The 14,017-nt window shown below is 41.2% G+C and carries 11 protein-coding genes and 1 tRNA gene; 8 read left to right on the forward strand and 4 right to left on the reverse strand.

The genetic code is table 11. The features are described from left to right. Window positions 1-162: 162 nt before the first annotated feature. Complete coding sequence (locus QWY93_RS17390) at window positions 163-1,398, reverse strand: bifunctional 3,4-dihydroxy-2-butanone-4-phosphate synthase/GTP cyclohydrolase II (protein ID WP_290249681.1); 1,236 nt, start codon at window positions 1,396-1,398, stop codon at window positions 163-165. A gap of 82 nt (window positions 1,399-1,480) precedes the next feature. Continuing rightward, a complete protein-coding gene (gene dnaG / locus QWY93_RS17395) occupies window positions 1,481-3,412 on the reverse strand; it encodes a DNA primase (RefSeq protein ID WP_290249682.1) in 1,932 nt (643 codons plus the stop codon). A gap of 230 nt (window positions 3,413-3,642) precedes the next feature. Between dnaG and QWY93_RS17400 the strand changes: the two genes are divergently transcribed. From QWY93_RS17400 to QWY93_RS17425, 6 genes are all read left to right on the forward strand, one after another. Then, a complete protein-coding gene (locus tag QWY93_RS17400) occupies window positions 3,643-4,737 on the forward strand; it encodes an Mrp/NBP35 family ATP-binding protein (protein ID WP_290249683.1) in 1,095 nt (364 codons plus the stop codon). A 3-nt stretch (window positions 4,738-4,740) separates the two neighbouring features. Then, window positions 4,741-4,992, forward strand: a complete 252-nt coding sequence (locus QWY93_RS17405; protein WP_290249684.1) for a NifU family protein — start codon at window positions 4,741-4,743, stop codon at window positions 4,990-4,992. 192 nt (window positions 4,993-5,184) lie between these two features. After that, the gene (locus QWY93_RS17410; RefSeq protein ID WP_290249685.1) at window positions 5,185-8,094 is read left to right on the forward strand and encodes a T9SS-dependent choice-of-anchor J family protein; all 2,910 of its coding nucleotides are present in this window, start codon (window positions 5,185-5,187) and stop codon (window positions 8,092-8,094) included. A 152-nt stretch (window positions 8,095-8,246) separates the two neighbouring features. Beyond that, window positions 8,247-9,020, forward strand: a complete 774-nt coding sequence (locus QWY93_RS17415) for a PASTA domain-containing protein (protein WP_290249686.1) — start codon at window positions 8,247-8,249, stop codon at window positions 9,018-9,020. Continuing rightward, window positions 9,020-10,870 carry a T9SS type A sorting domain-containing protein gene (locus QWY93_RS17420; RefSeq protein WP_290249687.1) on the forward strand — a complete coding sequence of 617 codons (1,851 nt, stop codon included), beginning with the start codon at window positions 9,020-9,022 and terminating at the stop codon, window positions 10,868-10,870. Before QWY93_RS17415 ends, QWY93_RS17420 begins: the two co-directional genes overlap by 1 nt. 2 nt (window positions 10,871-10,872) lie before the next feature. Further along, a complete protein-coding gene (locus tag QWY93_RS17425) occupies window positions 10,873-11,181 on the forward strand; it encodes a rhodanese-like domain-containing protein (RefSeq protein WP_290249688.1) in 309 nt (102 codons plus the stop codon). A gap of 317 nt (window positions 11,182-11,498) precedes the next feature. On the opposite strand, the gene QWY93_RS17430 is transcribed toward QWY93_RS17425, so the two are convergent. After that, on the reverse strand, window positions 11,499-12,605 hold the full coding sequence (locus QWY93_RS17430; RefSeq protein WP_290249689.1) for a site-2 protease family protein: 1,107 nt from the start codon (window positions 12,603-12,605) through the stop codon (window positions 11,499-11,501). Then, window positions 12,592-13,227, reverse strand: coding sequence for an HAD-IA family hydrolase (locus QWY93_RS17435; RefSeq protein WP_290249690.1), 636 nt, complete (start codon window positions 13,225-13,227; stop codon window positions 12,592-12,594). Before QWY93_RS17435 ends, QWY93_RS17430 begins: the two co-directional genes overlap by 14 nt. A gap of 135 nt (window positions 13,228-13,362) precedes the next feature. On the opposite strand from QWY93_RS17435, the gene QWY93_RS17440 reads away from it, so the two are divergent. Further along, a tRNA-Ile gene (locus QWY93_RS17440) sits at window positions 13,363-13,436 on the forward strand. A gap of 52 nt (window positions 13,437-13,488) precedes the next feature. Continuing rightward, a complete protein-coding gene (locus tag QWY93_RS17445; RefSeq protein ID WP_290249691.1) occupies window positions 13,489-13,785 on the forward strand; it encodes a GIY-YIG nuclease family protein in 297 nt (98 codons plus the stop codon). The last annotated feature ends 232 nt before the right edge of the window (window positions 13,786-14,017 follow it).

The following is a 14,017-nucleotide window of genomic DNA, read 5'->3' on the forward strand; positions in this document are numbered from 1 at the left end:
GCCGAACCAAGCTATACCAACAAACTAAATTCCAAGCCAAGGCTTCCACCTTACCTCAAAAAAACTATAAATATTTTACGGAAAAAATAATGTTCACCTGGAGCCAGGAAGCCAACGCTTCCAAAAAGTATCAAAAAAAGCCCCGAGTTTTCGGGGCTTTTTTTATTTCAATTTGTTAATTTCCTCTTTTAGAATTTGATGCCCCATCTTATCCCTTTTTGTGGTAAGGTATTTTTCATTGTGAGTGTTGGGGGAAATTTCCAGCGCCACGGTATCTACAATCTCCAATCCATAGCCTAACAACCCTGCTCTTTTGGTGGGATTATTTGTCAGGAGTTTGATTTTGGAAACCCCAAGATCCCGGAGGATTTGGGCTCCTACTCCATAATCTCTTTTATCCATCGGGAAACCAAGGGCCAAATTGGCCTGGACGGTATCCATTCCCTCCTCCTGGAGTTTGTAGGCCTTCAATTTATTGATCAGCCCGATTCCCCGGCCTTCCTGATTCATGTATAGGACCACACCTTTACCTTCCTTTTCCACCATTTCCATAGCCCTGTGCAACTGAGGCCCACAATCACATCGGCAGGAGCCAAAAATATCTCCCGTAATGCAGGAAGAGTGAACCCTTACCATAACTGGCTCTCCTTCTTTCCAATCTCCTTTTACCAAGGCCATGTGGACTTCCTCGGTATTGGTCTGTCTGAAGGCTATTAGGTTAAAATCCCCCCATAAGGTAGGCATATCCACACCAATTTCCCTTTTGATCAGGGATTCATTTTTTAATCGGTAAGCAATCAGGTCCTTAATGCTCACCAGTTTGAGGTCAAATCTCTTGGCCACCTCAACTAAATCGGGAAGCCTTGCCATCGTACCATCCTCATTCATGATTTCCACAAGCACTCCTGCAGGATAAAGGCCGGCCAATCTGGCCAAATCTATGGAAGCTTCGGTATGACCTGCACGCCTAAGCACACCACCTCTTTTGGCTTTTAATGGGAATATATGCCCTGGCTTACCCAGTTCATCAGGGTGAATATCATCATCTATTAAGGCCTGAATGGTTTTGGCACGATCACTGGCAGAAATCCCAGTGGTACAGCCATGCCCAATCAGGTCAACTGAAACGGTAAATGGGGTTTCATATGTAGCTGTATTTCGACCGACCATCAACTCTAAACCTAACTGCTCACATCGATCTTCAATGATGGGAGCACAGATCAAGCCTCTTCCGTGGGTAGCCATAAAGTTGATAATTTCGGGGGTGACTTTTTCTGCTGCACAGACAAAGTCCCCTTCATTTTCGCGGTCCTCATCATCTACTACGATGACCACTTCTCCATCTTTTATCGCTTCTATCGCCTCCTCAATGGTGTCCAATTTTATTTCTTCAGCCATAGTGTTTTATTGAATGGTCAATTAGGTTGCAAAAATACATCCTTTATTCTCTAAAACCGAATACAAGCAGTTTTAGTTTGATTTATGTAGAGATCACCGTCCCCAATTGTCTGTCTATCTGAACCTGAAATTGTTTCAGTTCCATATAAACCTGCTGTAACTCTGGAATTTCCTCCTCTCCAGCAGATTTCATTTTTTGTATTGTTTCATCCAACATTTTTTTCAAAACCCTCCGCTTCAACCTCAAAATACCTGCATATAAAGTCTTGGGAAGATCATCTGTTTCCCTTTGCGTATAAATTTGATGTCTTTCCTCCCAATTTACCGACATTTCATGTTTTGGGGCAATCATATCAATTACCACCTTTTTTATTTCAGAGTCTTCTAATTTCAAAAAATAGCCAGGCTCCGGCAATACCCCTTGCTTCAAAGCCTTCTTGTATAACTTTAATATCTTCTGGTTAACTGGGGTTTCAAATTTCAATTCATTGGTCTCCTGAAACAGGTACTCACAGACATGCAATTCATCAGAAACTTTTTCAAACCCATAATTGACCAATAACCTCAGCATCTCCCGTTCCTGCAATGCCAATGCTTGTTTGGCGCCCCCCTCTTTTTTCCCCTCAGGCAATAGGTTTTCTACAGGTGTTGGGGAATCCACATTTTCCTGCTCTTTCTTTTTGAAATAAGCATCCTTTTGGGTTTTCAAAAGCAGCTTATTCAGCTCTGTCATGACAATCCCCTCTTCCACCTCAAGGAGTCTTGCAGATTCCTTGACATATTCGGTCCTGATCAGGGGATCGGGAATTTTGGAAATGCTCTGAACCACCTGCCTCACAATTTCCGCCCTTTTGATGGGGTCACCCGACGCATCTTTGGCAAAAAGATCAATTTTAAAGGCTATAAAATCCCTTGCATGTTGACTAAGGTATTGCTGAAATTCCTTAGCCCCTACCTTCCTGCTATAACTGTCCGGATCCTCCCCTTCAGGAAAAACCACCGCTTTAACATTCAGTCCACCTTCCAGTAGCATGTCAATCCCCCTTAGGGAGGCTTTAATCCCTGCTGCATCCCCATCATAAAGGACCGTTACATTGTCTGTAAACCGCTTGATCAGCTTGATTTGATTTTCAGTCAATGAAGTACCAGAAGAGGCCACCACATTTTCAATGCCCGAAAGGTGCATGGATATCACATCGGTATATCCTTCCACCAGATAGCAGTTATCCTCATTTCGGATAGCTTGTTTGGCCTGATAAATTCCATAGAGGACATCACTCTTGTGGTAAACCGCAGTTTCTGGGGAATTGATGTATTTAGGCTGTTTTTTATCCTGGGTCAGGATTCTTGCCCCAAAAGCAATTGGTTTGCCCGCCAGGTTGTGGATAGTAAATACCACCCTACCTCGGAACCGGTCATATTTCCTGGAGGATTCTCCCTCTTTTTGCAGAATCAATCCCCCTTTTAACAAAATCTCCTCGGAATGCCCAGCTGATTTTGCAGATTTAATCAAATGATCCCAACTGTCCAGGGCATAGCCAAGATCAAATTTTTCAATGATGTGCTGGTTGAAACCCCGCTCTTTAAAATAGCTTAGGCCAATTGATTTTCCTTCGTCTGACTGAAGGTTTTTTACAAATAGATCCCTTGCAAAAGCTTGGGCGATATAAAGACTTTCTTTTTCATTATAGGCTTGAATTTCCTCTGGAGTGGCAGCTTTTTCTTCCTCTATCTCAATACCGTATTTCTGGGCCAACTGTTTGATAGCCTCATTAAACCCAATTCCTTCCACATCCATCACAAACTGAATGGAATCTCCAGACGCCCCACAGCCAAAGCATTTGTAAATCTGCTTGGCAGGTGAAACGGAAAAAGATGGGGTCTTTTCATTATGAAAAGGGCAACAGGCCCAAAGATTCTGTCCCTTTTTCTTTAAAGGCACATAATCATTCACTACCTCCTCAATATCAGCCCTTTCCCTGACCTTTTCTGTTGTGATTTTATTTAAAGCCATGTATGGATTTTGAAACGGTTTCAAAGATAAAAAATTATGGGTGGCAATTTAGATTGGAACAGAACTATTTGCCATATCCAAAAGTTATATGGTCAAACAAAAATTTCCTATTATCTTTCATCAATTGCCAAATTGCTTTTCACTTGGAAAAGAAAAGGAGGCAGATATTAGAGACAAGAGTTTTAAAAAGCATTAAATAAAGCTAAATTGCGCAAAAATTACATTTTGTAATGATCATAACCAAAGAAAAGGTACTAAAGGCCCTATCTACTGTCGAAGACCCAGACCTGAAAAAAGACTTGGTCAGTCTTGGAATGATCCAAGATATGGTAGTGGAAGGCAATAAATTAAGTTTTAAGGTGGTATTGACTACCCCTGCCTGTCCCCTTAAAGAGCTGCTTAGGAGTCAATGTACAGAAGCCCTGGAAAAGGAACTTGGAGATGAGGTAGAATTGGACATTAACATGACCTCCAATGTCACCACCGTGAGGGATGATTCCCCATTACTTCCTAAAGTAAAAAACATCATTGCCATAGCTTCCGGAAAGGGTGGCGTGGGTAAGTCCACTTGTGCATCCAACCTTGCAGTAGCACTTGCTGAATCCGGAGCTAAAGTTGGTTTGGTGGATGCGGATATTTCCGGACCATCCATTCCCACTATGTTTAATGTGGAATCCGAACAGCCAGCAGTAAAACAGGAAGGTGGAAAAAATATCATTATCCCAATCGAACAATATGGAGTAAAATTGATGTCTATTGGCTTCCTGACCCCTGCAGACAGTGCTGTGGTTTGGAGAGGCCCTATGGCAAGTTCTGCCCTAAAACAGTTTATCGGGGATGTGGAATGGGGGGAATTGGATTATCTTTTGATCGACCTTCCTCCTGGCACTTCTGATATCCATTTGACTATGGTACAGACCGTCCCTGTGACCGGAGCCATCATTGTAACTACTCCCCAAAAAGTAGCCATGGCCGATGCCACCAAAGGTTTGACCATGTTCCAACAGCCCCAAATAAACGTGCCCGTTTTAGGTGTTGTGGAAAATATGGCTTATTTTACACCTGAAGAGTTGCCGGACAACAAATACTATTTGTTTGGAAAAGACGGAGGGAAAACACTTTCAAAGAAATTTGATGTTCCCTTTTTAGGGGAAATCCCTATAGTGCAATCCATCCGCGAAAGCGGAGACAGTGGATATCCGGCATTTTATAAGAAAGGGGTTACCGAAAAAGCCTTTCACCATTTGGCAGAGGAACTGGCCAGACAGGTCGCCATCAGAAATGCCGAAAAAAATAAAACAAAAATAGTACAGGTAAATTCCTAAAAAATGGAAATTGAATTGATTGAAAAAATAGAAAATGCATTGGACTCTATCAGGCCTTATTTGGAGGCCGATGGTGGCAATGTGAAAATTGTAGGCCTAAATGATGATATGGTCCTTCAATTGGAATTGACTGGTACCTGCAGCTCTTGCCCAATGTCCACCATGACCTTGAAAGCAGGAGTTGAAGAAGCGGTAAAAAAGGCAATTCCTGAAATTAAGAAGGTAGAAGCCATCAATATCACCTTGGCCGAATAAGTTGAACTGGTTTTTAATTAATTATCAATGAAAAGGATAATGCTGATTTTAAGGATAAAGTTAGTTTTATCCTTTTTATTTCTTTTTTTCAACTTCCCTCACCCCAGTCCTGCACAAACTTCCAGGATCTCACATTTTGAGCCTTTTCAAAACTCCATTCAAAATAATGGGGAAAAGTGTGCTATCCATTACATGGAAGAGAAGCAGGAAAAGGAATTGGGCATTTTGGGATCAAGGGAATATTTTGAAGCCTGGATGGAGGACCAGGTAGCCCTCAGAAAAGCCCGCCCTGAACTAAGGAAAGCAGCTACAGAGCCCAGAATAATCCCTGTTGTGGTCCACATCATCCACAATGGTACGGCCATTGGAGATGGAGCCAATATTCCTACGGGACAAATAGAAGCTCAAATTGAAATCCTAAATGAGGATTTTAGAAGGCTCAATGAAGATGCCACTAATACCCCTGAAGAATTTTTACCGGTAGCAGCAGATGCCATGGTCCAGTTTGTTTTGGCTAAACAGGACCCAAGAGGTTTGCCCACCAATGGAATTAACCGTATAAAGGGCCCTCAGTCTACTTATGTACCTAGTGATGGTGAAACCATTAGTCAAATGGCCTACTGGCCCGGAGAAGAGTATTTAAATATTTGGGTGGTTCCACTTGAAAATCCCTACATTGGCTTTGCTTCTTTTCCGACTTCAGATTTGCCAGGGTTAAACTTTTCCCCCAGTACCAGGGAAACTGATGGGGTAACCATCGATTACAGGTACTTTGGTGCAGGAGGAAATGCTGCCTCCGCATCAAAAGGAAGAACCACTACCCATGAGGTAGGCCACTTTTTTGGCCTTCGCCATATTTGGGGTGACGGAGGTTGTGATGTGGATGACTTTGTGGAAGACACCCCTACTCAAAACCAATCCAACAACAGCTGCAGGACCACACCAAGGATCAGTTGTGATACCCGGGATATGGTTGAGAATTTTATGGATTACACCCCAGACCAATGCATGAATTTATTTACCGAGGGACAGGTGGTTCGGATGGATGTGGTTTTGACGGAAAGCCCAAGAAGAGCCTCCCTGGTAAATGGAAGAGCCACCCAGGAGCCGGATATTTCTGATTTTGACCTTGGTTTGGAGAAAATCCTGGTGCCACAGGATTTTATCTGTTCTCCCAATGTCACCCCACAAATTATTGTCTTCAATGCGGGAAAAAATCATTTAAGTTCCACAACCCTTAAAATCCAGCTAGATGGTCAAGTTTTAGAAGAAAAAACTTTTGAGGTTGATTTGGAATTAGGTGAATTGGACACCTTGACTTTTGCCCCTATTAATTTAGATCCTGTGGATAATGATTTTGATGTCCAAGTTCTGGAAATCAATGGAATTCAGGACAACAATACCGATAATAATAGCTTAAGCTCTGCCCCCTTTATCCAGCCCACCATTACAGCTCCATACGAGTACGGGCCTTCTGACTTTGAAGAGCTATGGACCCTCAAAAACGAGGATGATGCCACCACCTGGACCACTTCAGAAACTATTTTGGGTGGCAGCTCACAACAGTTGATCAGCATCAACAACTTCAATTATGAAAGCCAGGGCCAATTGGATTATTTTATCAGCCCACAAATTAACTTATCCGGAACACCGGAAGCACAATTGGTTTTTGACATGGCACATGCCCAATATCCCGGTGAAGATTTTAATGACAGGTTGGTTGTGGCCATTTCCACTGATTGTGGAAATACCTTTGATATATTAACTGCTCCATACGATAAAAAGGGAGACGAATTAAGCACTGTACCCAGCTCCTCGGATGAGTTTATACCCAATACATCTTCCCAGTTTAGGACAGAGGTGGTAAATCTGGCACCCTATTCCGAATTGGGTAATATCCGCATAGCCTTTATCAGCATCAATGGTTACGGTAATAATATTTTCCTTAAGGATATTTCTTTGAGGGCTTCTGAAGAATTTAGGTATGACCTGGAATTGGAAAGGGTAGTCAGCCCCTCACCAATCACCGACGGCAGCCAGCAGAGTGAAAGGTTGTTATTGACCAATACGGGGAATTTGACGATAAACTCCTTTCTGATGGACCGTAAGGTAAATAACCGGGCAAAAGAAACTTTAATTTCTACCGGAGAACAGATCGCCCCAGGTGAATCCGTCATTATTGACTTGGAAAATGCCCTGGAAAATGGCACCAATGAAATGGAATACCGGGTATTTTCCCCCAATTTTGACCAAAACGGTGAAAAGGGAAATACCCTCCAAAGATACTTTATCCAAGATGATCAAGATCTTCAAATCCCCTGGAGGCAAGACTTTGACCATTCCTTTTCCTTAGAACCATGGCATACCATCAATCCGGAAAATGGAAATATCTCCTGGGAATTGATAGCCAAAGACAATGGTGAAATAGGTGATAACATTGCCAACCTCCGCAATCAAATGAAAGATAATAGTTATTGGATTGGTAGCCCTGTGATGGATTGGAGTGGAATAAGTAAAGCCAGCATCTTCTTTGATCTGGCAGCAAGTGGGGTTGAAGAAGTTACCAGGTTAAAAATAATGTTAAGCCTGGACGGTGGTGTAACCTTTGATCAGGAAGTTGCAGTTTTCCAAGGGGTGGAACTCAATACAATTTCGGGCAGCACCCCTGTTGATCCCAATGTACCTGAATCTTTCCGCAGGGAATTTGTGGACCTTTCTGAATATGCCAATGGTGAAAGTAAAAAAGTCCGCTTGGCATTTGTGGTAGAACAAGGCAGCCAGGCAGAAAACCCTGTTTATTTGGATAATATTGAATTCTTCCTGGGCAATAATCCCGATCCAGTTTACCCAGGTGCTGGTCAAGCCTCCCTCTACCCCAACCCAGCAACGGATTTGTTTCATATTGCATTTAATCTCGGGTCTTTTGAGGATGTTCAAATCCAAATTGCCAGTTTGACCGGCCAGGTAGTCCACGATGTCACCTACCCCAATACTCTAAATCAAACTTATAGTTTTCATACTTCCCTGTATTCCCCAGGAGTATTTGTAATTAAAATCAACAGTGAAACTATCAGTTCGACCCAAAGGTTAATCATTCAGTAAAATAATTATAGTCCAACCATGGAATATTGAAGTTCGTATCAATAATTGGCACACTTCTTATGGACTATAATTTTAATTGGAAAATAAGATTCCCGGAAGTAAAATTTTACAATTAACTTTGCGGGAGCGTAATGTAAATTATAAGGCAGTAAATGAGTAATTTCAAAACAGATATAAAAAGAATACTAACCCATATTCTGATCATTTTAGGACTATTGTTTGCCCTTTTGTTTTTATTTTTTGAGATTTTTCTTCCCAGCTATACCCATCACGGGGAAACGGTAACAGTTCCGGATTTGGAGAACTTCCACTATGATGAATTGGAGGAATATCTCGAGGAGAGGAAATTGAGTTATGTTATCACCCCGGACAGCGGATTTGTAAAAGAAGCACCACCCTTAACGGTACTAAAGCAAAATCCCCGTCCCGGTGCCAAGGTAAAGGAGGACAGAAAAATCTATATTACCCTCAATGCAGAAAATGCCCCATTGGTGAAAATGCCAAACTTGAAAAACAGCCCCCTCAAAAACGCCCAGGAGGTGCTTGCCAATTACGGCCTTGTCCGCGGAGAGATTATTTATGTCCCCGATATTGGGATTAATGTGGTATTGGATCAAAAATACAGAGGGAGGTCCATAAAAGAGGGTTTTGAAATTGCCAAAGGCTCAAAAATAGATTTGGTGGTTGGAGATGGTTTGGGCAAACAAACTCTGGCTATCCCCAATCTGATTGGAATGGATGAATCTGAGGCAGAGTTTTTAATTGTTGGCTCTGGATTGAGAATTGGCAAAATTTCCTATGTCACCACAGATTCAGTTCCCAAAGGAACTATTGTCAAACAACTTCCCCCTTCAGGAATTGAAGCAAAAACTGGAGAATTGGTGGATGTTTGGATTTCTGAACTGGAAAAAGAGTCTAATTTATAATGCGATCATACCGGTTGTTGAAAGCAATTATTGCTCTTTGCCTTGGGCTGATTGGTTCCATGGAAAGTGTAAAAGCCCAGTTGGTGCAATTACCCATCAACAGGACATCCAATATTGAGCAAAAATCAAATATTCTTCATGGCCGGATCAAAGAGGACGCTATTTCTTTGCCCTTCTGGGATGATTTTCACAAAGGAAAATTAGACACTACGCTTTGGCTTGGGCAAGGAGCCCATGCTTCCCGGTCGGCAGCAGTGAATGCCCCTTCCTTAGGAGCAGTAATAATGGATGGTTCCAATGAAAAAGGAAAACCTTACAGCAACAGCATCCGGGAACAGGGAATTGGGGACCAATTGACCAGCAGGCCTATCTACCTGGACTCCATCCCAGATGAAGAAAAAGCAAGCATCTATTTGAGTTTTTTTTGGGAAGCAGGAGGAAAAGCCGAATTGCCGGATGAAACAGACCGTTTAGAACTTTATTTTCTTGATAGCCTTGACCAATGGAACAAAGTATGGGAGGTATCAGGCGGAGATCTTTCCAGGGATCAATTTAGCCAGGAAATTATTGGCCTTGGATCGATTTATCTTCATGATCATTTCCAATTCAGGTTTCAAAATGCGGGTAGATTGTCCGGCCCATTTGACACTTGGTTGATCGATTATATTTACCTCAATAAAAATAGGTCTGAACAGGATACCCAATACCTGGATAGGGCCCTTACCCAGCCAAGCACTCATTTTTTAGGGATTTATGGAGCCATGCCGCTTTTTGAATTCAACCAGGACCCCAATGCCCATGCAAAGGCCCTGACCAATCAATTTTACAATCTCAACAATCGTTTCAGGGCAATGGAATATAGTGTTGAAATCCGGGATAAGGCCAACAAAGAACTGATTATACAAATCAATGATAATACCCCTTTTAACCCTGTACCTCTGGCCAATGAAAGAAGGGACTTTTCCAGTGCAAGTCCCGGGCCTTTCCCAGAAAGAGCATGGACGGATCCCTTTGATATGGAAAGTAGCATTTATCTTACCACGGGGGATTTCTTTTTGATAGATTCAATTGCCGGAGAAGATACTACCTACCATACGCATATTGACTTTAGGATCAACGATACCATCCGACAAACCATCCCAATAAGAGATTATTTTGCCTATGACAATGGTCAGGTGGATTATGCAGCAGGTATCAACCAAAGGTCCGGTATGTTGGCAGTAGCTTATGAACTGAGCCAACCGGCTTATATTAATGCCCTAAGTATTAATTTTACAAACTCCAGACAAGTGGGAACGGCCATTGACTTAATGGTTTGGCAAGATTTGGATGACACTCCCCTTTTTACCAAAGAAGTCACCATTCAGCCCAAAGACAGCATCAATGGTTTTATACATTATCCACTCGATACAGGGATCAGGGTTCAAGATACATTTCATGTGGGCTTTGCCCAGTTTACCAATGATTTTGTACATGTAGGCCTTGACATATCCAATGATTCAGGAGATAAGATATTTTACAATATTGCAGGCATTTGGGAACAAAACGAGGAAGTAAGCGGTTCTTTGATGCTAAGACCCCACCTCAGTTTAGCCCCTCCGGTTTCGGGTGGAAATGGCCAGGAAGAAGGGATTAGTGCTTATCCCAATCCGGTTATTGACCAATTGTACCTGGAAGGAAATATTAATGAGGTTAAGATATTTGATTCATTTGGAAGAGAAATTAATACAAGCATCAATTCCTTTGAAAAAGGCAAAATCATTAGTTTTGCAAAAAATCATCGGGGAGTATATATTGTGAAGGCTTTGGTTAATGGCCAGCCACAAACCATTAGAATTCTAGTAAAATAATTATGGAAGACATTACAGTAGAAGAATTAAAAGAAAAATTAGACAAAAAAGAGCAGTTTCCATTTATCGATGTTCGTGAAGAATGGGAATATGAAGAAGATAACTTAGGAGCTCTTAATATTCCATTGGGACAACTTCCCCATTCCCTTGAGGAAATCGAAAAATACAAAGACCAGGAAATTGTGGTTCATTGCCGTTCAGGTGCAAGAAGCGGAAATGCTAAAAAATTCCTGGAAGAAAAAGGATATTCGAAAGTAAGAAATGTCCTGGGTGGCATTTTGGCTTTCAGAGAACTGGAAGAAGAAGAGTAGGGAGACCCTACTCTTCTTTTTTTTGATCGGTAATCAAACGTGGAGGTTCTTAGCTATTAAATGATTATAACTATGTTTTAACCTTTTCTTTTCAGCAATTTTAGGATTCCTCAACTAACAGTACTACATGTACATGGCTGGGAATCGTTATTAGCTCCCATTCTGCTATATTATCCAAAGATTAACAAGTTAACCAGCTATTACAGCACAAATATTTTTTCCTGCTTTTCAAGGCCTCCGAATCTTTGCTCTTTATTCTTCTAACCTATTGATATAGAACAAGCTTTTGCTCTGTTAACATTCAATTTCGCCCCCCCTTATGATACTTGAAATGGCTGTGGGGTAAAGCAAAGGATAAAAATAATGATAGCTAACCAGGCAATTACTTTTCTGGGAAGGTTGATTTCCCTGCCATCTTTTACCTTGGGATGTTCGATGCCTATCACCCTACCCAAAATAAAAGCAAACAGCAACCAACCTGAATACCCTTGAACATCTGGAAAGATAAAAAGCAGTACATATTGTAAAGCCACAATGGATAAAGTAATGGTCCATTTGGTGGAATTGGATATACTTACCCTTCTAAAACAGATATAAATAAATCCTACATATAAAGGCAGTGCCAACAATAAATATTCTGTTCCCTCATAAGGGTTGACCATTCCCAATCCGGCAAAGAACAAAAAGGCAATATAAAAACTTAGCGATATGACCCGGTGGTGATTGGGAAACAGCCCAAAAATAACATGCCCCCCATCCAACTGCCCAATCGGCAATAAATTCAGAGCAGTAAAAAACAAGGCCAAATACCCCGCAAAAAGGTAGGGATAATGAATGACCTCCATCATATTGGGCATACGGTCAGGAGTAGCCAATACCTTTTCCATCCCCCAGAAAAGTAAGTTATAGCCCAATTCCAAATTCAGGTTTTCACTTTCATCCGGGGAATAGTTTGGATCCTGATATTCTGGATGGACCTGATATATATAATCCGCCTCAGGCAGGTTTTGAAAACCATAGACCAATACCCCAAAAGCAATGACAAACCCTGCAATTGGACCCGCTACTCCAATATCAAAGAACTTTTTCCTGCTGCTCACCAAAGTCTTCATCCTTATTATGGCACCCATAGTTCCAATAGAGGGCATGCCTAAGAATCCCAACCATAAAGGAATAAAATAAGGCAAGGAAGATTTGACCCGGTGGTAAATGGAGGTGAACAAATGGCCCATTTCATGGATCAACAGAATCCCAATAAATGGCAGGGAAAACTGCATTGATTCCAGGAAGTAAGCCCAGGTAAGCGGCTTTTCACTGGAGAGAATGCTACGCCCAAAAAGCCACTCTCCTCCTGCCAGGGTGGTACAAAGGAAAGTAATGATAAAAAGGAGTATATGTCTAATGTATTCTTTATTGCTGTACATCTGAAAAATATTCCATCAATGCATTGGGGTGGTTAATATGGCAAGTTTGAAGTCCGACTTTTTGTGCTCCAATGAGGTTGGGTTCAGTATCATCAAAAAACATTCCCTTTTCGGCAGGTTTTTCTACCAAATCCAATACCTTCTCATATATTATCGCATCAGGTTTTCTACAGCCCATATGGTGACTTACAAAGACATGGTCAAAAAGTTCATCAAAGCTTTCCACACCAGTATCTTTTAGGAGAATCTCCAGGACTTTTGAATAATGGATCCCATTGGTATTGCTCAACATATAAATAGGATGGGTTTTCCTGAGTTCCCTGAGTAGTTCGATTTTTTCCATAGGAATTCCACCCAACATGGCATTCCAGATATCATCTACCTCCTGATCGGTCCAATCCTGCTGAAAAGCTTTCTTAACTTCCACCCTAAAAGTTTGATCATCGATTTCCCCTTTTTCATAGGAATGCTGAATCGGGTTCATCATAAAATTTTTCGCCAAGGCTTTTCCATCTCCATTTAGGTTTCCCCCTAACCTATTGAGAGTAAAAGGGATATTAAGATCAACGATGACCCCACCCAGATCAAAGACAAAAAAATCAATGTTTTTATCAATTTTCATACTGGTATTTGTTGTTGTTTTGGGATCAAATATGTAACATTGCATTCCCAAAAGCAAGGAAAAATGGTCTAAGCTTTTTCCTTTACTTTCGAAGTAAATTTATTTTATTAAATTAAAAAGAAAGAAAGCTTTTTCGGGCCTATAGCTCAGCTGGTTAGAGCACTTGACTCATAATCAAGGGGTCCCTGGTTCGAGCCCAGGTGGGCCCACATAAGGTCGGATTAATTCCGACCTTTTTTTATTCTACGTAAACTCACTTTTATGATTTCCTTTGTTTACATCCTTTTTTCTGAAAAAATGAATAGATTTTACACAGGTATTACCACATTAAGCATCAAGGAAAGACTGGAAAACCACATTAAAAAAAAATACAGCAGACTCAATTTTACCCACAAAGCAGAGGATTGGAAATTAGTTTGGGAATTGGAGTGTATTTCTTATTCTCAAGCAAGGAAAATTGAAATCCATATCAAAAAGATGAAATCTAAAGTTTATATCCAAAACCTCTTGAAGTATCCTGAAATGAAAAGAAAGCTCCAATCTCAATTTCACGAATAATTCTTTTTTGATTGGAAATGGTTGAGCACTTGACTCCCCCGAAAGCTTTCGGGGCAAGGGGTCCCTGGTTCGAGCCCAGGTGGGCCCACAAATAAGCCTCCCATGATAAATACGGGTTTTTTATTGATATCAATGGTAAAAATCGCTTACTGGTTCTAATTTAAAATCCTCATTTACTTCATAAATTAAAACCTTAAATACGATAGAGGGTGTAGTCTCTTTCTCAATTTAC

Origin of the sequence: Echinicola jeungdonensis, assembly GCF_030409905.1 — a bacterium.
GTDB classification, from domain to species: domain Bacteria; phylum Bacteroidota; class Bacteroidia; order Cytophagales; family Cyclobacteriaceae; genus Echinicola; species Echinicola jeungdonensis.